At 38.3% G+C, this 20751-nt stretch carries 21 protein-coding genes; 11 read left to right on the top strand and 10 right to left on the bottom strand.

Translation table 11 applies throughout. The features are described from left to right. Positions 1-218 precede the first annotated feature (218 nt). The 4 genes from AC2TFD_RS27475 to AC2TFD_RS27460 all read left to right on the top strand — a co-directional run bounded on the left by AC2TFD_RS27475 (position 219) and on the right by AC2TFD_RS27460 (position 5273). Positions 219-1367, top strand: a complete 1149-nt coding sequence (locus AC2TFD_RS27475) for an exo-beta-N-acetylmuramidase NamZ family protein (protein WP_484674348.1) — start codon at positions 219-221, stop codon at positions 1365-1367. Positions 1368-1383: 16 nt separating this feature from the next. Then, positions 1384-2331: a GNAT family N-acetyltransferase gene (locus tag AC2TFD_RS27470; RefSeq protein ID WP_484674347.1), complete on the top strand. Its 948-nt coding sequence runs from the start codon at positions 1384-1386 to the stop codon at positions 2329-2331. Positions 2332-2399: 68 nt separating this feature from the next. After that, positions 2400-3239, top strand: coding sequence for a MurR/RpiR family transcriptional regulator (locus AC2TFD_RS27465; protein WP_335568640.1), 840 nt, complete (start codon positions 2400-2402; stop codon positions 3237-3239). A gap of 270 nt (positions 3240-3509) precedes the next feature. Continuing rightward, positions 3510-5273: a SpoIID/LytB domain-containing protein gene (locus tag AC2TFD_RS27460; RefSeq protein WP_484674346.1), complete on the top strand. Its 1764-nt coding sequence runs from the start codon at positions 3510-3512 to the stop codon at positions 5271-5273. 72 nt (positions 5274-5345) lie between these two features. Here the strand turns inward: AC2TFD_RS27460 and AC2TFD_RS27455 are convergent, their stop codons facing one another. Continuing rightward, positions 5346-7007, bottom strand: coding sequence for a peptide ABC transporter substrate-binding protein (locus AC2TFD_RS27455; RefSeq protein WP_335511349.1), 1662 nt, complete (start codon positions 7005-7007; stop codon positions 5346-5348). 260 nt (positions 7008-7267) lie between these two features. Here AC2TFD_RS27455 and AC2TFD_RS27450 point away from each other — a divergent pair, with 260 nt between their 5' ends. The 5 genes from AC2TFD_RS27450 to AC2TFD_RS27430 all read left to right on the top strand — a co-directional run bounded on the left by AC2TFD_RS27450 (position 7268) and on the right by AC2TFD_RS27430 (position 10581). Continuing rightward, positions 7268-7813: a lecithin retinol acyltransferase family protein gene (locus AC2TFD_RS27450; RefSeq protein ID WP_335511347.1), complete on the top strand. Its 546-nt coding sequence runs from the start codon at positions 7268-7270 to the stop codon at positions 7811-7813. Positions 7814-8167: 354 nt separating this feature from the next. Continuing rightward, positions 8168-8608: a YybH family protein gene (locus tag AC2TFD_RS27445; protein ID WP_335511346.1), complete on the top strand. Its 441-nt coding sequence runs from the start codon at positions 8168-8170 to the stop codon at positions 8606-8608. A 282-nt stretch (positions 8609-8890) separates the two neighbouring features. Next, the gene (locus AC2TFD_RS27440; RefSeq protein WP_484674345.1) at positions 8891-9214 is read left to right on the top strand and encodes a PadR family transcriptional regulator; all 324 of its coding nucleotides are present in this window, start codon (positions 8891-8893) and stop codon (positions 9212-9214) included. Positions 9215-9231: 17 nt separating this feature from the next. After that, positions 9232-10002, top strand: coding sequence for an HAAS domain-containing protein (locus AC2TFD_RS27435; RefSeq protein ID WP_484674344.1), 771 nt, complete (start codon positions 9232-9234; stop codon positions 10000-10002). Positions 10003-10155: 153 nt separating this feature from the next. Further along, positions 10156-10581, top strand: a complete 426-nt coding sequence (locus AC2TFD_RS27430; RefSeq protein ID WP_484674343.1) for an SRPBCC family protein — start codon at positions 10156-10158, stop codon at positions 10579-10581. Positions 10582-11062: 481 nt separating this feature from the next. On the opposite strand, the gene AC2TFD_RS27425 is transcribed toward AC2TFD_RS27430, so the two are convergent. From AC2TFD_RS27425 to AC2TFD_RS27405, 5 genes are all read right to left on the bottom strand, one after another. Beyond that, positions 11063-12379: an alkaline phosphatase gene (locus tag AC2TFD_RS27425; protein WP_335511336.1), complete on the bottom strand. Its 1317-nt coding sequence runs from the start codon at positions 12377-12379 to the stop codon at positions 11063-11065. 315 nt (positions 12380-12694) lie between these two features. Then, on the bottom strand, positions 12695-13165 hold the full coding sequence (yiaA, locus tag AC2TFD_RS27420; RefSeq protein ID WP_335511333.1) for an inner membrane protein YiaA: 471 nt from the start codon (positions 13163-13165) through the stop codon (positions 12695-12697). Positions 13166-13380: 215 nt separating this feature from the next. Next, a complete protein-coding gene (locus AC2TFD_RS27415; RefSeq protein WP_335568646.1) occupies positions 13381-13599 on the bottom strand; it encodes a DUF2922 domain-containing protein in 219 nt (72 codons plus the stop codon). Positions 13600-13633: 34 nt separating this feature from the next. After that, complete coding sequence (locus tag AC2TFD_RS27410; protein WP_335511329.1) at positions 13634-13852, bottom strand: DUF1659 domain-containing protein; 219 nt, start codon at positions 13850-13852, stop codon at positions 13634-13636. Between the two features lie 520 nt (positions 13853-14372). Beyond that, positions 14373-15614, bottom strand: a complete 1242-nt coding sequence (locus AC2TFD_RS27405; protein ID WP_484674342.1) for a hypothetical protein — start codon at positions 15612-15614, stop codon at positions 14373-14375. A gap of 7 nt (positions 15615-15621) precedes the next feature. Between AC2TFD_RS27405 and AC2TFD_RS27400 the strand changes: the two genes are divergently transcribed. Together AC2TFD_RS27400 and AC2TFD_RS27395 are read left to right on the top strand one after the other, a co-directional pair. Next, entirely contained in the window at positions 15622-16035 is a 414-nt protein-coding gene (locus AC2TFD_RS27400; protein WP_484674341.1) for a hypothetical protein, read from the top strand. A 60-nt stretch (positions 16036-16095) separates the two neighbouring features. Further along, positions 16096-17307 carry an MFS transporter gene (locus tag AC2TFD_RS27395; RefSeq protein ID WP_484674340.1) on the top strand — a complete coding sequence of 404 codons (1212 nt, stop codon included), beginning with the start codon at positions 16096-16098 and terminating at the stop codon, positions 17305-17307. A 267-nt stretch (positions 17308-17574) separates the two neighbouring features. Here AC2TFD_RS27395 and AC2TFD_RS27390 read toward each other — a convergent pair whose 3' ends face one another. The 4 genes from AC2TFD_RS27390 to AC2TFD_RS27375 form a co-directional block, all read right to left on the bottom strand. Further along, positions 17575-18690: an LLM class flavin-dependent oxidoreductase gene (locus AC2TFD_RS27390; protein WP_335518453.1), complete on the bottom strand. Its 1116-nt coding sequence runs from the start codon at positions 18688-18690 to the stop codon at positions 17575-17577. A gap of 217 nt (positions 18691-18907) precedes the next feature. Continuing rightward, the gene (locus AC2TFD_RS27385; protein WP_335518456.1) at positions 18908-19657 is read right to left on the bottom strand and encodes an IclR family transcriptional regulator; all 750 of its coding nucleotides are present in this window, start codon (positions 19655-19657) and stop codon (positions 18908-18910) included. Between the two features lie 100 nt (positions 19658-19757). Beyond that, positions 19758-20045 carry a hypothetical protein gene (locus AC2TFD_RS27380; RefSeq protein ID WP_335518459.1) on the bottom strand — a complete coding sequence of 96 codons (288 nt, stop codon included), beginning with the start codon at positions 20043-20045 and terminating at the stop codon, positions 19758-19760. Next, positions 20038-20460 (bottom strand): riboflavin kinase, encoded by a 423-nt coding sequence (locus tag AC2TFD_RS27375; protein ID WP_335518462.1) that lies wholly within the window; start codon positions 20458-20460, stop codon positions 20038-20040. Before AC2TFD_RS27375 ends, AC2TFD_RS27380 begins: the two co-directional genes overlap by 8 nt. Positions 20461-20751: the final 291 nt, after the last annotated feature.

Genomic DNA, 20751 nt, shown 5'->3' with positions numbered 1-20751 from the left:
GATGTAATCTCTCTTTTTTTGAAGGCTGTTACGTAACGATTGTTGTTAAAATCCTAAAGCCGATTTTAACGTGGCAATAGTTATTTTGCGCCTTTGAATTTAGTTTGCAAGCTCTTTTCCTACGTTTATGCTGTTTTTCTGTGAAAGGACATTTATTAATTTTTGTTTTAAAAGCAACAAAGTTTAGGAAAAGAGCCTTTTTGAAGGGAGGGATAGAGTTGAAGCTAGGACTTGATGTGTTTTTTGAAAGGAAGATTCAAGAATTTAAAGGGAAGAGAATCGGACTTGTGACCAATATGACGGGGGTTAACCATCGGCTGGTGCCTACGATTGATCTTTTCCATGGTCATCCTGATATTCAGCTGAGTGCACTTTTCGCACCAGAGCATGGTATCCGTGGTGACGCAAAGGAAGGGGAGAAGCTGGATTCCTTTATCGATCCGTACACGAAGGTTCCGGTATATAGCCTATATGGAGCCTCGAAAAAGCCAAGTAAAGAAATGCTTGATGATGTAGATGTGATCTTTTTTGATTTACAGGATATTGGTGCACGCTATTATACGTTTATTTACACCATGGCCTATGTGATGGAAGCATGTGCGGAACATGGGAAGCATTTTGTTGTATTAGATCGGCCGAATCCTATTTCAGGGTCATTGATGGAAGGGAATTTAGTGAAAAAAGAAGTTCGTTCCTTCGTCGGACTTTATCCGCTGCCCAATCGCCATGGGATGACGGTGGGGGAAATTGCGTTACTGTATAAGCATGAATTTGGAATCCATTGCGACCTAACCGTCATTCCAATGGAGGGTTGGGAAAGAGATATGTATTACGATCAAACAGGTTTGTTTTGGGTGCCTCCATCCCCAAACACAACAGGGATGGATATGAGCATTCTGTATCCTGGAACTTGTTTAGTAGAGGGAACAAATTTGTCGGAAGGAAGAGGGACAACTAGGCCATTTGAATTCATTGGCAGTCCATATATAGATGGTTACCGCTTGGCAAAGGTGTTTAATGAAAAAAGCTTACCTGGAGTGCTAGCACGCCCGATTTCCTTTATTCCAACCTATCAAAAACATAGAGATACAGTCTGTGAAGGTGTTCAATTACATGTTGTAGATCGGCATTCCCTAAATTCTTTTAAAACAGGATTAACATTAATTGAGACCGTTGCCGAAATGTATCACAATGACTTTGAATTTTTAGAGCACAGTAACGGGAAATTCTTCTTTGACTTATTGGCCGGAACAAAGGATTTAAGAGCTCGAATTTTAACTGGCGATACCAAGACGTTTTTAGAAGAGTGTGAGGAAGAACTGCACGCTTTTTCAAAGCAGAAACAACCTTACTTACTATATAATTAAAGGAGGAATAAACTACGTGAATATTTTTCGATATTATCAATCTGGTGATGAGAAGGAAATTGTTCAACTTTGGAATGAATGTTTACCGAAGGACCCCATTACTTCTGTAAGATTTCGAAATTTAGTGCTGTTAGATGCAAATTTTGATCCAAAAGGAATGCGTCTGGCTTTTCATGATGATACATTAATTGGTTGTGTCTATGCTGTAAGAAGATTATTACCGATGTTCGGTGTGGATTTAGAACATGACAATGGCTGGATTCCTTTCTTTTTTGTAAAAAAGGAATTTAGAAGATCGAATGTTGGCGCTGCCCTTGTTGGTGAAGCCGTTGATTTTCTTGCATCAGAAGGCAGGAAAAATGTCTTTTTCGCGTCCTATGCACCGAATTATATTTTACCGGGCATTGATGAAGAAACCTATCCGGCCGGGTTTCATTTTTTACAAAAGTTAGGTTTTGAAAAACTGTACTCACCTGTAGCGATGGATCGAAACTTAATCGGATTTGAAATCCCAACTGAAGTAGCGGAGTTAAAAAAGCAGCGGGAGCTTGAGGGATATACATTTTCTTCTGCAGATGACAAAGACCTTTATGAAGTGATTCAATTTGCGAATACAAAATTTAATCCTGATTGGGGACGGGCCATTCGTGAAGGGATCCTCCAAGGTCTTCCACTCCATCGCATTTTCGTTGCGAGAGAAGGCAGCAAGCTTGTTGGCTTTTGTATTTATGGGGGCTATGAAGGGGTGGCTGATCGATTTGGTCCTTTTGGAGTGGACCCAGAGCAGCAAGGTAAAGGTTTAGGCAAGATTATGTTACATGTATGTTTACAGGCAATGCGGGCTGAAGGGCTCCATGGTGCGTGGTTTCTATGGACAAGTGAAAAGACCTCTGCAGGACATCTTTATAAAAAGACTGGATTTGAAGTCACACGTAAATTCCATGTCATGAGAAAAATAATCTAGTCTTAGTAGAGAGAATTTAAAGAAAAAGTGAGTTGATGGCCATGTCGTTTATGACCGGAGGATTAGTCATGCTTTCCGAAATGCAAAGTAAACTCCCTCCATCTGAAAAGAAAATTACTGAATATATATTAGAAAATCCACATGAAACGATATCCTTAACTGCCAGTGAACTGGGCAAGCGAAGTTCTACGAGCGGTGCAGCCGTCATCAGACTCTGCAAATCATTGGATTTAAAAGGGTTTCAAGAATTGAAGCTGAGGATCGCCGGTGATTTACAGAAAAAAGACAAGCAGGGATTTAGAGATATTGAACCGAATGAATCACCTTTATCGATCATTGAAAAAATGACGAATAATAGTACGAAAACGCTGCATGAATCTGCAGAATTATTAAGTATAGATGAGCTTAATAGGGCAATTAAAGCGATAAAAGAGGCAAGAAATATCCATTTCTTTGGAGTTGGCGCTTCTAGTATTATTGCACAGGATGCACAGCAAAAGTTTTTGCGGATCGACAAGACTGCCACCGCATTCCAAGACATGCATATGGTCGCTACCTTAGTAGCAAACGCACAAAAAGGTGATGTTGTCGTTGGTATATCCTTTTCAGGCAAGACCTTAGAAGTTGCAAAGATTTTAAAGCTTGCAAAGAAGAAGGGGATAACAACGATCAGTTTAACTAAATACGGCACTTCTTTAGTGACAGAGCTTGCAGACATTAAATTATACACCTCTGCTACAAGAGAACCTACCTTTAGGAGTGGAGCAACTTCGTCAAGAATTGCACAACTGCATGTCATCGATATTCTTTTTATGTGTGTAGCTTCACAGCAATATGAAGAAACGGTTAAACATTTAGATGAAACAAGGGAATCAATTGATTTCTTAAGGGAGAATATGAGCTTGTGAAATACTAGTAAACTTGTAACTCTATTAAGTCACATTAATAGAGTTTTTTTATTAGTATATAGTCATTCGGGACTTTAGTATTGGAAAAATTTTAATATGGGTGAAATAAAATTTTAAAAGTATTATGAATTATTTGAAATATTATATTGACCTCGATGTATGCGTTTCCTATAATTAAAGAGTAATAGTATAAAAGGGAGGGAGAAATCTTACATATTACCAGCTTTATCTGACAAAAAGAAAACGCTATCAAAATTTAGGAGGTCTATGATGATAATAAAAAAGGTATATAAGTTAATTCGTATAGTAGCAGCAGTCATGCTACTAGTTGGACTTTTTCCACAGCTGTTACCTGGACAGGCGAATGTTTCAGCAAGCTCCTGGGATTTAGTTACAGAAAAGATTATGGCGAAAGATACTGCGAATAAAACGCTAGAATTAGAGATTCAAGGAGTTCTGCCACTGCATGAAGATTATGAAGTTACACAGATCATTGACGGGAAAAAAGTTGAAAAATCACTAAAGGATGTAAGAGTCGGTGCAGAAAATGTCACTGTTAGGGTAAATCATAAAGGTGAAATTCATAAAATCTTTATTGAAGGGCCGACTCCAGTTGAGAATATGAGAGTTGGTATCATGACTACAGGTTTTGCATCAATGGACCATGATAAGATTGAAATGAGTTCTCCAACAGGGCTTACGATTCTTGATAAGAGAGCAAATGCAAGTTTTGAGATTGGTGCTAATGAGAAGATTATTTTTACAGCAGTTTCAAATGTAGTCACAGTTAAAAATCAAGATGGTACGGAAGTTTACTCGACCTCAAATCGTCTTTATGTGTCTACAGAAGAGGGCAGTAAAATTAAGGTAGACAATATTACGAGAGCTGCGGGGGTTCCTTCCTATCGAGGAATTTTTGAAATAACAGCAGCAGCTGATAAGCTCAAATTAATCAATGATGTAGATTTTGAAGAATATTTATACCAGGTAGTTCCTAGCGAAATGCCAGCTTCCTTCGGACTAAGTGCTTTAAAAGCACAGGCGGTTGCAGCTAGAACGTATGCTTTAGGAGATTATTTAGGTGATCGATTTGCTAAAGATGGTTATTTTGTTTTAGACAGTGTCATGAGCCAGGTGTATAACAATACTGCTGAAAATGCTTTAACCACACAAGCGGTACAGGAAACAAAAGGGGTTATTATGTATAGTAAGGATGGCAGTTTAGTAGATGCTAGATACTATTCTACTTCAGGTGGTTTTGGGGCATCTAAACACCAGGTATGGGCCGATGGGGATGGATCATTCCCAGGGCAGGCAGTTCCATATTTACTAGCACAAAGCCATACGTTTGATCCCAATGATTCTAGTAAAATGCTTACTATCGATACGTCAGACGAACAACAAATACTAGACTTTTATAAAACACTTTCTTATAGAGGATATGATGACACATCTGCTTACTTCAGATGGAAAGTAAGTTTCACTAAAGAAGAGCTAGCGAATACCATTAATAGCAATATTAAGGGTAGATATGCTGCTGATCCTAATTTTATTTTAACAAAAAATGAATCTGGTGAATTTGTAAGCCAGCCGATTCCTGCGGAAGGCATTGGAGAATTTTTAAATATGTACGTTATAAAACGTGGTGATGGCGGCAATATTATGGAACTCGTCATTGAAGGCACGACTGGAACCTATAAAATTGTCAAGGAATATAATATTCGTTTCACTATAAGACCAGTAAAAGCTTATACTGGTGGTGGAGATGTATTATTGTACCGTGCTACAGGTGGAAGCACTGGTTATACTGCTGCACCGCTAACAAACTATACGATTCTACCTTCTGCGTTCTTTAGTTTTGAAATCGACGGAGAAAATGGTGTTACCTTCTTCGGAGGCGGGAATGGCCATGGTGTAGGAATGAGTCAATACGGGGCTTCTCAATTAGGTCTAAGCGGATGGGCGTTTAATGACATATTAACACACTATTATCCTAATATGACTTTGACGGATGTTTCTGTTATTGGTAACTAATTGGAGCCAAAATAAAAAAGAGAGGGGGAAGTGCCAATCGGCATTTCCCCCTCTCTTTCTAATGAAGAACACTTACTCGCTATCTACATCTGCCCATTTATATTCGTATGTTGCTCCAAATGGGTTCACGAACACACCCTTCACTTTTGGAGAAACTAATTGTGCTCTTGAAGATTGGTAAACTGGGGCAATTGCCGCATCCTCAAATAGTACTTTTTCAGCCTCTAAGAAGTTGTTGTATCGTGCCACACTATCTGTAGCAAGGGTTGAAGCTGTTTCACTTACTAACTTGTCATATTCCGGGCTAGAATATCCAGTCCAGTTGTTACCGCTATCCGTGGTCCATAAGTTCATGAATGTAAATGGATCAAGGAAGTCAGGGCCCCAACGGGTAAGCTGCATTTGATAATCCATATTCGAATCTAAATCTAAACGCTGCTCTTTCGGAACTTGTTTAATATTAACCTTTAAACCTTCTAGATTGGTTGAAAGCTGGTTGGCAACATATTCAACTAAATTCTTAGTGGTTTTGTCATCATCTGCTAAAAATTCGAGCTCAACAGAATCGGTACCTAACTCTTCCAGTCCTTTTGCCCAGAATTCTTTTGCTGCTTTTAGGTCATACGTGACAAGATCTCCACTTACTTTACGGAAATCCTCACCTGTTTCAGGCATTGGAGTAAAGTCAGCTGGAATCAGCCCATTCGAAGCGATCGAACCATTGTTTAAAATCTCGCCGACTAAAGCATCTTTGTCAAATGCTCTGCTGATGGCAGCACGAATATTCTTATTTGCCAGCGCATCCGATGTGGTTTGATTGAATTTTATGAAATAGGAAAAAGTTTCTGGTGAAACTATGTAATCATCACTTGTAGAATACTGGTCTACTAAATCGGATGTTAGATCGATTCGATCTACCGTTCCTTCTTCATATAAATCTAAAGCAGTTTGTGGATCTTTTACGACTTTGAACGTCAGTTTATCCATTTTCACTGTATTGGCATCCCAATACTCTTCATTTTTCACTAGATCCCATGAATCGCTTGTGCTTGTCCAATTGGAAATCGTGTATGGTCCATTCGATAATATGTTTTCTGAACTCGTTGCAAAACTATCGCCCTTTTCCTCCACAAACTTTTTATTTAATGGGAAGAATGTGCCGAATGTCGTTAATGTTTCAAAGTACGGTGTGGCGTTTTCTAATTCAACCACAAGTGTAAAATCACCGTCAGCTTTTACTCCCAGCTGATCCACGGCAAGTTCTCCTTTGCTGATCGCTGAAGCATTTTTGATTACGCCGCTCATCATGTATGGTCCATATTCTGATCCTGTTGCAGGATCAACGGCACGCTGCCATGCATAGACAAAGTCATGAGCTGTTACTGGATCTCCATTTGACCATTTTGCATCCTCACGTAAGGTAAAGGTCCAAGTCAGACCATCTTCACTTACTTTATGACTGGAAGCAACCCCAGGAGAGGCTTGTGTTTTTTCATCTAATCGGTATAGACCCTCCATTGTTGCAGCTAAATTAACAAAGGAAGATTCATCTGTAGCTAAAGATGGATCCATGGATGGAATGGCTTCTGGGTTTATAAAGTTAAGTACCTTTTCCTCCGTATCCCCGTCACTTTTTGTACCTGAAGATTTCTTGGATTCATCGCCTGAACAAGCTGCTAATACACTAAGCGCTAATCCAAACATTAAAAGTAATAACCAATTTTTTGCTTTCACTTCTTACTCCTCCTTGATGCGTATTGATTCTGAATATTATATCTCTACAGAAAGTTGAAACTATAAATGCTAATTATAGGCATTACTAGATTGCTTGTAAAGTATTCTGCAATAATTTTTAGAAGATTTGATTTTTTGTTGAGTATAGGCAGCTATCATGAACCGGATAATTTTCTGGATTGGTAGACTAATATTTTATCGCGAAGGAAATTACGAAATAGGGCTAGAAAGATAATTGTGCTAAAAATGAAGGGAATATTTTGCAGGCTACAGAAATATATAATGAACCATTACAAGTAAACAAGAAGGTGAAGATCTTGTTTTATGGGAGAGTAAAAAGGCTAAGCTATCACCTCACAGATATCTTAAAAGAAAGGCCTTTGTTGTCTGAAGGGGCCATTGTTTGGTGTGATCTTTTATTAGGGTCCGCAGAACATTCAGGGATTTATGTGGGGAATAATAAGATTGTTGAATTGACGGGGGATGGCGTGGTAAGAGAGGTAGGTTTTGAGCAATTTGTCTCTACAGGAGAAAGTCTGGTGAGAACGGGATTTACTGTTTATGCCCTATGTAATAAAAAGGGAGTCTTGGCTGATCCTAAAATAGCGGAAAGAGCATTGGATAAAAGGGATGACCCAAGGGGGTATAACCTGTTTACAAAAAACTGCCACCAGTTTACGGCAGGGTGTATCACAGGAAACTTTACGAACAAAACCCTGACGTTTGAACAATTAAAATGGGTAACTGCGTTACATTTTGGAACCCTATCACTTACATCTAGAGTGGTTTGCGAGGTTAAAGTTTAACCATTTTACGTGGTGCCTGTCACCGATGTGGTGGAGAAAGCAGCCATATGTTGCTGTACTGTTGATTTGTGCCCCACTTGCCCGAAACCATGGGAGCCCGATGATTTGGGTAACATAGAAACGCCCCACTTGAAATAACGGAATGACAACAGCCATTGTCATTCCGCTATTTTGGGTGTGATTATAGTTGTTATTTGATGTTATAAAGGTAAATAAAGGAATAGGAAATTTATGTTAAAATATAATTGTAGTGAATTTGTCTTGTTCCGTTAAAGGACAAGATTGTCGAATAAGGAAACAGGTTAAATATGAAAATAATAATCGAACTTAACTTTTTATAAAGGAGATGACTTTATGTCGATTGGTATTAGTAAAGTTCAGGACGTTCTAGAAAATTACAAATATGCCGTTTATGAAAAAGATGCTGAAAAATTCCTATCTGCCTATGCTGCTGATGTACATATTTATGATTGCTGGGGAAACTGGGAGTGTACGGGTATTTCTTTATGGAGAGAAAATGTGATAGAGTGGTTTAATGGATTGAGTGAAGACGGAGATATACTAAAAGTAGATTTTAATGATTTAACTATAGAGGAAAATACTAATATTGCATTTATTCATTGTGCCGTTACGTTCGCTGCTTACAAAGAAAAATCTGAAGAGAAACTTCGTCAAATGACAAACCGTTTTACATTTTGCTTAAAAAAAGTAAATGAGTCTTGGCTCATAACACACGAACATTCATCATTGCCAGTAGATATGCAAACTGGAAAAGGTATGTTCAACCTAAAATAATAAGAGTTACAGGTAGTAGGGGAAAAAAGTAAAATAATTTCACATTTAATCCCTCTATTTTCTTCCACAATCGGAGGCTTTAATGAAAAAACGCCTCTAAAAAAAGGACAAGCTTGGAGTTACTCTGAGCTTTTTTTGTGTGCTATTTAACGTATGATAGAAGTTGCTGAGTGCAGTCTTTTGTTTTTAAGGAAAATTTTTCTAATACCCTTGTATTGCAAGGTATACCGATTTATACTGGATGTATACCTTGCAATACAAGACATTGAGAGTGGTGAGTGAATGTCACAAACACAAATGATGAAGGGAATATTAGATGGCTGCCTCTTGGCAATCATTTCGAAGAAGGAATGCTATGGCTATGAGATGGCTGAGAGCTTAAGCAGGTATGGTTTTGATACAATCAGTGAAGGCACCATCTATCCATTATTAATGAGAATGCAGCGTGAAGGGCTTGTCACGTCTGTCCTTAGAAATTCTACAGCTGGCCCCAAGAGAAAGTATTACTCTTTAACAAACGAGGGACAGCAAGCATTAAGTGATTTTCTAAGTAGATGGGAGCAACTTGAAAAATGTGTGAATGCCGTTATTAAGGAAGAAAATTAAGAGGCGAGGTGGAGAATGTGGTAGAAAATCAATTATCTATAAAGAGTAAGAAATTTCTTGATGACTTACGAGTATATTTGTTTTCAAGCGGGAAAAACGACCAAGAGATTAAAGAAATTACGGAAGAACTTGAGGATCATCTACATGAAGCTGAACTAAATGGTAAATCCATTGATCAAATCGTAGGGGCCTCACCAAAGGAATATATGATGAGTATTTCGAGTGAAATGAAGACGGACTATCGTGCTTGGGCAAAATATATACCACTTATAATTGTTGGTTCTTTGTCTTATTTTGTATTTGGAGACCTAATACATGGGACATTAAGCTATAGCCTATTAAAAATTATTGGAAGTATTGTGTATAGCATCTTGTTCCTTGGCGGAGTAATGATTGCTTTTCGCTATATAGCTAGAAATCAACTGTCGAGAATGGTAGAGTTTTTCATCTTATTGGTGCCGGTTATGATTAGTATGTTATTAATCGGAGGAATACTAATCGTTGATTCAATTTATAAAACGCCAGTCATTGATTTTGGAATGATAGGCAGTTTGGTCATTGGATTGTTTACTCTTTGTTTTATTATCCTATTTTCTGTTTGGGCGAAGACGGTTATTTTACCTGTAACATTACTAGCACTTCATCTGCCCACATATTTATTATCATTTACTTCTTTTAATGTAGTTACACAGTTAATTACGAGCACAGTCATTACTTATGTATGTATTGGACTATATTTAGTTTACATGGTGAAGAAGGAAAAAAGGAATAAGGAAATAATCGAATAGAAACCTGCTGAAACTTCTAAACTAAATAGGATTACCTATCATTTTAAAAGGAAACAATGTAAAAGTAGCGTAACTTTTCTCCATCATCTACAATATAGTCAGACAGCTATTGTGGACAGATCGCTAGAAATTATTAGAGAGGCGGAAAATGGTATGGAAACATCTAAAAAAGTAACAGTAGCAACAACCGTTCAAGCACCAGTAGAAAAGGTATGGGAATATTGGACAGAGCCAACTCATATCAAAAAATGGAATTCAGCTTCAGAAGACTGGCACACACCTATTGCTGAGAATGATTTACGAGCAGGTGGGAAATTCCTTTCAAGAATGGAAGCCAAAGATGGCAGTTTTGGTTTTGATTTTGGCGGAGTTTACGATGAAGTGAAAGTACATGAGGTTATTGCGTATACACTGGGTGATGGAAGAAAAGTAAACATCACATTTAAAGGTCAAGATCACGCAACTGAAGTCATTGAAACGTTTGATGCGGAAACGGAAAATCCAGTTGAGATGCAGCAACAAGGATGGCAGGCAATTCTAGATAATTTTAAAAAATATGCAGAGGAAACATCTATTTAAAAAAGTCAGCAAACGAAATTAATGGCATGTGTCTGTGGCAATGATTTTTCAAATCACCACGGATACTGCCATTTTTTCTTTGGCTTGTTAGACAGTAATAATAACGGTTGGATTAATTGTGCCCGTAAATCGAGAGGGAAGGAAATAGGGTAACAATAGTGGAAAGATTGTGCCCGTAAATCGAGAGGAATGGAAATAGGGTAACAATAGTGGAAGGATTGTGCCCGTAAATCGAGAGGAATGGAAATAGGGTAACAATAGTGGAAGGATTGTGCCCGTAATCGAGAGGAATGGAAATAGGGTAACAATAGTGGCCCGCCTCTTATTTTGAGGAATCTATTCGTCGCAGTTGAACCAAAGACGACGAAAAGGCTCTCTACGATCCGAAAAAATAGGCCGCCCTAGGCACAAAGTGCGACCGATTATAGAAGGCTGGCTTCTATCTGAGACCGGCCTTCCACCTTTTTAGAAAAACTGCTCCTCAATCAATCATATCAAAAAGAATCCTGCCAATATCACTATTTTCCATTCTTCCACTGAACATGTGTCGGTTAACACCATATGCATAGATGGGAACGTCCTCGCCGGTATGACCTTTGGTCGTCCAGCCCGTACTGGAATAGTGATTGATGATGTTGATGAGCGTTTGACGTGTGTTTTCGACTTCCATTTCTAAAGTAGATTGGATGGTTTTCAAGTCATCTTCCTGAAGGGAAAGCTGCATATGGCGTGTTATGGTTGATAGTTCTTTTGTTTTATGCAGATGTGCTGCAATCTTGGCCGGAGTTGATTTTATCGATCTAATAACACTTGGGTCCCATTTATAATTATCATTACGATCGATACTCATTCCTCCCGTTGAGTGATCGGCTGTTGAAATCACAAGGGTATCCTCTCGAGTTGACGCAAATTGTAATGCCGCATGAAAAGCTGCTTCAAAGTCTTTGACCTCACTCATTGCCCCCACGATATCATTGTCATGTCCCGCCCAATCGATTTGACTTCCTTCCACCATCAGAAAAAAGCCATTTGGATTTTGCTTCAAGCGCTGCAGTGCAGCGTTAGTCATTTGTGAGAGAGAGGGTATGGTTGTTTTCAAATAGCGATCGATGTGTTTAGGAAGTTCCTTTGGAGCAAATAGACCCAATAATTTTTCGTTACGATCGGCAAGAAGCTCAATGGAATTTCTGGCATATCCAAATCCATTTTTTAAAAACTCCTCTACTAAATTTCGGTCATCTCGAGAAAAATAGGAAGTTCCTCCCCCTAGCAGCACATCGATTTTGTGCTTGCCATCAATCCGTTCATCGAGATAATCATCCGCAATTTCATTATAGTTCTCCCTGGATTCATGATGTGCAGCGAACGCCGCAAGTGTAGCATGATTGATTTGACTCGTTCCTACGAGTCCAGTAGATTTGCCGCGAAATTTGGCATATTCTAAAATCGTCGGAACCGCCTGTTTTTCACTATTTAATCCAAGCGCACCATTATAGGTTTTATAGCCTGTTGCTAAAGCAGTCCCTGCCGCAGCAGAGTCTGTGATATTGCTATTTGCGTCTAATGAATAGGTAGATTGTGTGCCAACAAAGTATCGATCAAAAATGGTGGGATTCATGAGTCCCTTTCGAGCGTTATGATTGAAATAACGAAGGCCTGTGGTGTAGGAAAAACCCATTCCATCACCGATTAATAAAATTATATTTTTTACTTTTTTCATTGGGTGGAACAGACCATTCGCCATATAAGGAATACCATTTACATTAAAATCATTTAACTGAATGGTGGAATGTAACAAACAAAACAGCACCTTTCAAATGTAGTTCCATCTTTTTGGGTCAACCATTTGCATGAAACCAATGTAATCATTAATGTCAATCAAGTTATAACACAGAAAAGGGATCTTTTTTCAAAAAATACAATTGTTTAACAAAAACTCAAAAGATTCTTAATAATCGGCTCGAACAATGACGCTCGGCCAGGACGAACGGTAATTTACCTGATAGTGTCACCACTTAACGGGAAACCGCAGTTTTAAAAAGACACAAAAAAGCAGAGATCATCTATTTTTGGATAATCCCTGCTTTTATGGAAGCTAGTTTAGCTGATATAATTAATCTCTTTCTCTTGCTCTTTGTGTATCTCTAATATTCTTTTGAACGGTTATGGCCGCAAAGATACTTAGAACAAATGACATCGCATAAAATCCTTTTTCGCTTAGTACAATACTTCCTGCATTGTATAAGCCGATTCCCATTAAGGAAATCGCAACAATCACGGCAAACCAGCTAATACCATAGTAAATATTCGTAACGGGTATTCCTTCTTCTTTATCCCGTACTGCTTTTTGTAACGATACCGCCGCATAGAGGCCGAATACTAATACTGCAAAGTAATAGCCTTTTTCGTTCAATTGCATTGCCGCATTAAACAAGCCGATAAGATAAGCTGCAACACCTACCAATAATGCTGCCCAGGAAGCCCCGATAAAAGCAGCAGTCGGTTCTCCTTCTTTTCTTACTGCTTTCATTTTTGGTTCCTTTTGTTTTCCTTTATCTACTATAACCTCATTTTCATTAGACATTAATGAATCCCCCCATTTTTTATCTAAATAAAAAAGGAGCTGTTTTGCTCCTGCCTATATCCATTATATAGAAAATTTTGACAAAGAAAAGAGAATTTTACCCCATTATTTACATTGGAAAGAACCGTACCGGCCAACATTAAGTGTTTTTTACTCTCACGTGAAGCCACACAATAAAAAGAGGCCAGTCCTCAAAGAAACCGGCCTCCTCGCTATTAAACTAGTTCATATTCGGTAACATTACGGTCGATTACTCTTGCTCCCTTTACAGAAGCATAGTTCCCGTTTGATGAAGTAAAAACGCCAGACGCGATCATTACTTCCATAGCTTGCTTTACGACTGCTTCCTCAATTGGTTCCTTCGGATTTTCTACCGATAAACGAGCAGGTTTACCAAAATCGGTCACAAACTCTAACTCCAATGTTTTTGCCAATTCATTCACCTCCTATCCTATTTTTCTTTTCTGCTTACGCTAGTAAATCTGAATTGTCGACTCTCTCAATATTTCTGAGATTGTCGCCTGATAAACCAATAATGGCTTGTGCTGCTTGTAACAGCTGTTCAGGAGTTGCAGATTTATGGATATTGCTGAAGGTCTTCGCTTTCAGAAGTGGTTTGCCATCGTCATCCATGCCAACCTGGAACACCAAACGTAACTTGGTTGTAGTTATCACTGCTTGTGCCATCGTGATCACCTCCTTTCACCCTTTATATATAATTAAGAAGGCGAAAAGGACATGGTGTTTGGAGAAAAGATTTACTATTTTTCTCTGGAGTGCCCCCAAGTGGTAGATGATGGAGGATTTTGGTCACTGCAGGTGAGACTTGAGTTATCGACCAGGCAAAATATCCAATCGATATTCTTTTTACAAAAAAAGTTGTAGAAATGTTGAAACCACTCCGTTTGAAACACTTTTAATTAATCGATTCGTTAAGAAAGTAAGAGTCGGATTTGATCGATGTTTAGGGGGGTGCCTAGTAGAAATCAAAAAAAGTCACCTTAAAAAGGTGAATATGATTTGGTATCAGAGAGTGGTACTTCTCTAGAAAGATTTTAACCTGATTCCAGTAAATAGTTGTTGTTACAAGGATGCAACCTCATTTGGCTGTTAATGTTGCTGCCCATTTTAACAGTTTGTCCAACCATTTTTCCCTACTCTTAATAAACTGAAGGTAAATAATATGTTTTTAAGTTAGGAGAGAGGGTTAATGAAGGGCAATAAGAAACACCATCATCGGAAAGGCCATGGAAAAGATCAGAAAGAAAATAAGAAAGGTCAGCAAAACGACCAGCACCAAGATAAAAATAAGCATGGTAATAATGATCAGCATGATGACTGCAAAAAACAAGATAATGATCACAAGCATGATGATTGCAACTGTAGAAAGAAGAACAATAACCACAAACAAGAAGACTGCAAAAAGCAAGATAATGAGCGCAAGCATGATGATTGCAACTGCAGAAAGCAGGACAATGATCACAGACATGATAACTGCAACTGCAGAAAGCAGGACAATGATCACAGACATGATAACTGCAACTGCAAAATGCAAGACAATGATCACAGACATGATAACTGCAACTGCAGAAAGCAAGACAATGATCACACACATAATAACTACAACTGTAGAAAGCAAAACAATAACCACAAACATGAAGATTGCAGAAAGCAGGACAACCAATGCAAAGATGATAACTGCAACTGCAAAAAGCAAGACAATGATCACAGACATAATAACTGCAACTGTAGAAAGCAAAACAACAACCACAAACAAGAAGACTGCAAAAAGCAGGACAACCAATGCAGACATGATAACTGCAACTGCAGAAAGCAAGACAATGATCACACACATAATAACTGCAACTGTAGAAAGCAAAACAATAACCACAAACATGAAGACTGCAGAAAGCAGGACAACCAATGCAAACATGATAACTGCAACTGCAAAAAGCAAGACAATGATCACAAACATGATAACTGCAACTGCAAAAAGCAAGACAATGATCACAAACATGATAACTGCAACTGCAAAAAGCAAGACAATGATCACAAACATGATAACTGCAACTGCAGAAAGCAAAACAATAACCACAAACATGAAGACTGCAAAAAGCAGGACAATGATCATAAACATGATAACTGCAACTGTAGAAAGCAAAACAACCAATGCAAACATGATAACTGCAACTGCAAAAAGCAGGAAAATGATCATAAACATGATAACTGCAACTGCAGAAAGCAGAACAATAACCACAAACAAGATGACTGCAGAAAGCAGGACAACAATCACAAACATGATGACTGGGACAACAAAAAGCAGAACAACCACGACAGACATGATGACTGGGACAACAAAAAGGAGAACAACCACGACAGATACGATGACTGGGACAACAAAAAGCAGAACAACCACGACAGATACGATGACTGGGACTACGAAATGCAAGACGACCATGACGGATATGATGACTGGGACTACGAAAAGCAGAACAACCATGACAGTTATGATGGCTGGGACAACAGAAAGCAGAACAACCATGACAGATATGATGGCTGGGACAACAGAAAGCAGAACAGCCATGATAGATATGATGACTGGGACAACAGAAAGCAGGACAACCATTACAGATATGGTGACATGGACAACAGAAAGCAGGACAACCATGACAGATATGATGATTGGGACAACAGAAAGCAGGACAATAAACGCAAACAATGCAGGAACATGGGATGTTTATTTAGATGTAATTGCCGTAAATAAAATAGGGAATCTCAAACTACTGAGCCAGGCTGTACGCCTGGCTTTTTCATTTGGATGCTGTTCCTCCGTTACTAAGTTGGCAGGGTTGTTTGATACAATTAATTAATATAAAATCATTATATTATATATTAATCCGATATCGGATTTCAGCAGCAGGGGGATAAATATGAGTAAGGAGAAGCTGTGGACAAAAAATTTTACCATCGTGTCGCTGATTAACTTCCTAGTAGTACTCGTTTATTTTTTATTGATAGTGACGATTGGCGGGTATGCGGTTGAACAATTTCACGCCTCTACGAGTGTTGCTGGCCTCGTCTCTAGTATTTTTATCATTGGATCGCTAGTTGGCAGGCTGCTAACAGGACGGATGATCGAAGGTACAGGAAGCAAAAAGACGCTTGTTATTGGCTTAATTCTGGTTATCCTTGCGAGCGGGTTTTATTTTGTTACGTTGAATTTACCATTATTGCTAATGAATCGATTGTTTCATGGGGTTGCAGTCGGAGTAGCCAGTACAGCAACGGGGACGATTATTGCTCAAAGTGTACCGAAATCCAGAAGAGGAGAGGGAATTGGCTTCTTCAGTTTGAGCGCTGTTTTAGCAACAGCCATCGGTCCATTTGTGGGAATGCTGTTCACTCGCTATACGGATTTCCAAATGATTTTCATGTTCAATTTACTTCTGGCAGCTATTTGTTTGGCCATCTCGTTTGCAGTGAAGCCCCCGGTGATATCGATACCTAAAAAGGAAAGCAAACAGGCTGAAAAGGGATTTAAATTATCTAATTATCTTGAGTATAAGGCAGTGCCGATTTCATTTGTGGCACTTGTCGTTGGATTTGGCTATTCTGGCGTGCTATCTTTTCTATCTTTTTACGCGAAGGAAATTCATTTAGTGGACGCAGCCGGCTTTTTCTTTCTTGTGTATTCGATTATGCTGTTACTCTCACGGCCATTTTCTGGCCGCTTAATGGATGCAAAAGGGGCAAATATCGTCATTTACCCAAGTCTAATTGTTTTTGCAATTGGAATGGTATTGTTTAGCCAGTCATATATTGGAGTGATATTATTAGTATCCGCAGCACTTATTGGTTTGGGTTATGGTAACTTCGTTTCTGTTGCGCAAACGATCGCAATTCAAGTCTCACCCACACATCGGTTTGGCTTGGCCACCTCTACTTTTTATATTTTATATGATTTAGGACTTGGCGCGGGGCCCTATTTACTTGGATTCCTCGTTCCAATCACTGGATACCGTGGCCTGTTCTTATATATGGCCGGAGTCGTGGTCATAGCGCTTGTCCTTTACTACTTTTTACATGGTAGAACGGAAAAAGGACTTAGAGGAAATAAAACAGGGGTACTGCAGGGTAATTGATTATTTAGGCAGTTGGTGCAACCAACTGTCTTTTTCTATTGTGGATTGTTGGTGCAGGTGGTCTGGAGTGACCGAGGAGATTGTTGAAAATATTTTTGGGTCATTGCAAATGGTTTGGAGGTACCGACTAGATACAATATCATATCTTTCTTAACGTTGTAACTCCGTGTTTTCCTAACGCAACCCCTACAATGTAAGGGGGTGCGTTAGGGGGGAGAGATTCCCCCGTCCACTATTATTAGATGAAAAGTTTATAGGGATAAAATATTATATTTGGACAAGAGCATCTTCTTGATTAAAGTGTGGAAGAACTTGTGCTGCAAAGCGTTCCATCGCCTTCATAGTTTCTAGGTGAGATAGACCACCGAAATCGAAGTACAGAATTATTTCATCTAAACCTGCTTTCTCAATTTCTCTTAATTTTTCAGTAACGTATTCTGCATTACCAACGATGATACTCTTATCACTTAACTTGTCAGTTGTCATCGATTTTAAATTTTCTACGATTTCTGCAAAGTAGCGAATGTTTGGTGGAGCCTTTGTTGGATCCTCTGGGAATGCTGGCACTAAACCAGTGAAGTACTTCAACATACGTTGTTTCGTAGCTTCTTCTTCTTCAGGTGTATCCGTCACATTAATGAAGTATGAACAGCTTGCTTTTTTACCGCTGAAGCCGTGTGCTGCAGAAGCTTCTTGGAATGTTTTGATAGCATTTTCCATCGAACCAAATACCATGTTTGCTGCGAATGGTGCGAAGATTACGTTTTCGCCCATTTCAGCAGCTTTGCGGATTGAAGGCTCACTGAATGCCGCAACGTAAATTGGTAAACTTTTTTGAACTGGTCTAGGTGTTAATAAAATTTCATCGAAGTTGAAGAATTCACCTTGATGAGAGAAATGACCATCTTTACTGTTCCAAGCCTTTTGAACAACGTCTAATGATTCGAAGAAAATTTCACGGCTCTTATTAAAGTCGATATCGAATACATCGTATTCGCGCTTATCGTAGCCACGGCCTGCAGAGAAAATAGTACGTCCGCCACTTAATACGTCAAGTAGTGCCCACTCCTCTGCAACTCGTACAGGATGTTGAGCAGGAAGTAAAACTGTAGCTGGTGCTAATTTAATGCGATTCGTTTTAGCAGCAACACTCGCTAAGAACGTAGCCGGTGCTGGTAATATTCCTAATGCAGCAAAGTGGTGCTCAGGTACCCAAACAGAGTTGAATCCTAATTCTTCAGCATAAATACATTGTTCCTCTAAATCTAAAATCATTTGGTTTGGATCTTTACGAGTATCCCCATATTCTACTGGGTTATCAGTTAATGTAAAATAGCCAAATTTCATTTGTTTATACACTTCCTTCTCTTTGTTTGTTAACAATAGATTAACTCTGTTCACCTATTGTTTAACTTGTAATACCAAATTATCAGAAAAGTCTTTTCAATGCAAGCGTTTTCTACATAAAATTTTCTAAATATTTAGTTTAATAGTTTATGAGAATGCTATTTATCTATCAAATAAGATACAAAAAACCACACGACAATTACCTAAATACTAGTAATTGCAATGTGGTTTTTTTATTTAAAGAGGTATTGAATTATTCATTCCAACCTAATTCCGTTGAAATTTGCTCACTACATTGTTTTAAATTTTTAACCATTTCAGAATCTGGTGTTGTATCTATTGAATTGTAGAAGCCAACGACGCTAAGGACTGCAACGATTGTGTTATTGCGATCGAAAACTGGAGACGCAACTGCACTAATTCCTTGAACGATTGTACCGACTGTATAGCTATAGCCGTTTTTTCGGATACTTGGTAAGATCTTTTTAAAATCATTTATTGCATTTGGGTCATTTTCTAACTCTCTTACAATCAGTGGCTCAGTCACAGTTTCTGGCAAATAACTTGCAAAAACCTTACCTGTGGCGCTATCTGTAACCCCTACCTTAGAACCGACTTTAATACCGATAGGGCCTGCGCTTTCCTCCCAACTTACAAAGAATGGACCATTTTTTCCGTAAAGAGCAAGTCCACATGTTTCATTAAATTTATCTTTTAATTGCAATAAAAAGGGTTGTGCAATATCAACAATCTTTATATCATTGGATGCTTTTAAACCAAGCCGTAATATTTCTTTTCCAAGTACGTATTTTGAATCAGGATTTTTTGCTAGCATGCCAGTACGAACAAAACTATTTAGATAGCGGTATATCTTGCTTTTTGAAGTTTGACATAACTCTGCTAGTTCGGTGATTGAAATGGGCCTTTCTGCAGCTGCCACCAACTGTAATATTGAAACGCCGATTTCAATAGATTGAATCCCTTGTTTTTTATTATCTTCCATGCACACATTTCCTCCTGGGATGTTCTGTTCACTATTGTTAAACATTCTTAATTTTAAGATACCATAGAATGATAAATTTTATAAGAAACAAAAAGGACTCCTAAGCCGATTCGACTTGAGAGTCTTTTTTAAAATTCCAAAAGTTTTCTAGGTGAGCTTTTACACCACCCGGACCAAATTTAATTTTCTGTTTATCTTTATTTAAATAACTAAAAAATGCGATGATAATTTTTCGACGACTTGAGACATTTATCATGTTTTGGTCATAGAACCATGCATCGATTATGTTATAAATTCCACGATTCACGCAAAATGCTTCCTCACAGTATCTAACAAACTGTAAATCAGGCAAATGAATGAGTTGTTCGATTTTTTTATTACTAAGCATGTAGTCGTCCCCATAGTGCAAGCGCCTTCTTCCTACGATTAGCAGTATAGCGGGCATCTTTGTTCAGTTGCTGAATCAAGTCAGGTAATGAGGAAAACTTTTGTTCATTGCGTACATAGAAGGCAAATTCTACTGATAATTCTTTACCATAGAGATCGTCGTTAAAATCTAAAATATGAACTTCGTAAGTTATGTGATTACCGTCATTAAAAGAGGGTCGCTCGCCCACGTTCATTACACCCATATAGAGCTTTTCTCCATAGTAAACATACACGCCATAAACACCTTTTGGCAGATCTACTAGTTTATAAGGCTCAATATTAGCAGTAGGATAACCAATTGTTCTCCCTAATTGCTTTCCTTGCACCACAATCCCCGTTACAATGTCATTTTGAAAGTTTATTAGTGGTTGCATGATTAATCAGCTCCTTCGATATAAGAAATCCTTATTGTTAACCATAGATAAATCGTGTTAACTACAGGTTAAAAATACCATATCAAAAATGAAAGCGTTTGTAAATAATTATCAGAAAAATCCACTAATTCAAAAAAATGACTTTACAACATATATGGGATTTACTATTATTAATTACAGGGTGAACATATGGTAAATAGTGTTTACCATATGTGAATTTAGATGTGGAGGTGTTACTACTAAAGGTAATATTTTTGAATAGATTATGGAAATTTTAGGGGATTTGCATGG

It is taken from the genome of Neobacillus sp. plas4, from assembly GCF_057221695.1.
This window is presented reverse-complemented; position numbering and strand designations above follow the sequence as displayed.

Excerpts from the sequence above, each read along its gene's own strand:
- AC2TFD_RS27465 (WP_335568640.1), top strand. The coding sequence starts at position 2,400 with ATGCTTTCCGAAATGCAAAGTAAACTCCCTCCATCTGAAAAGAAAATT.
- AC2TFD_RS27460 (WP_484674346.1), top strand. The coding sequence starts at position 3,510 with ATGATAATAAAAAAGGTATATAAGTTAATTCGTATAGTAGCAGCAGTC.
- AC2TFD_RS27445 (WP_335511346.1), top strand. The coding sequence starts at position 8,168 with ATGTCGATTGGTATTAGTAAAGTTCAGGACGTTCTAGAAAATTACAAA.
- AC2TFD_RS27440 (WP_484674345.1), top strand. The coding sequence starts at position 8,891 with ATGTCACAAACACAAATGATGAAGGGAATATTAGATGGCTGCCTCTTG.
- AC2TFD_RS27430 (WP_484674343.1), top strand. The coding sequence starts at position 10,156 with ATGGAAACATCTAAAAAAGTAACAGTAGCAACAACCGTTCAAGCACCA.
- yiaA (WP_335511333.1), bottom strand. The coding sequence starts at position 13,165 with ATGTCTAATGAAAATGAGGTTATAGTAGATAAAGGAAAACAAAAGGAA.
- AC2TFD_RS27410 (WP_335511329.1), bottom strand. The coding sequence starts at position 13,852 with ATGGCACAAGCAGTGATAACTACAACCAAGTTACGTTTGGTGTTCCAG.
- AC2TFD_RS27400 (WP_484674341.1), top strand. The coding sequence starts at position 15,622 with ATGACGGATATGATGACTGGGACTACGAAAAGCAGAACAACCATGACA.
- AC2TFD_RS27395 (WP_484674340.1), top strand. The coding sequence starts at position 16,096 with ATGAGTAAGGAGAAGCTGTGGACAAAAAATTTTACCATCGTGTCGCTG.
- AC2TFD_RS27385 (WP_335518456.1), bottom strand. The coding sequence starts at position 19,657 with ATGGAAGATAATAAAAAACAAGGGATTCAATCTATTGAAATCGGCGTT.
- AC2TFD_RS27380 (WP_335518459.1), bottom strand. The coding sequence starts at position 20,045 with ATGCTTAGTAATAAAAAAATCGAACAACTCATTCATTTGCCTGATTTA.
- AC2TFD_RS27375 (WP_335518462.1), bottom strand. The coding sequence starts at position 20,460 with ATGCAACCACTAATAAACTTTCAAAATGACATTGTAACGGGGATTGTG.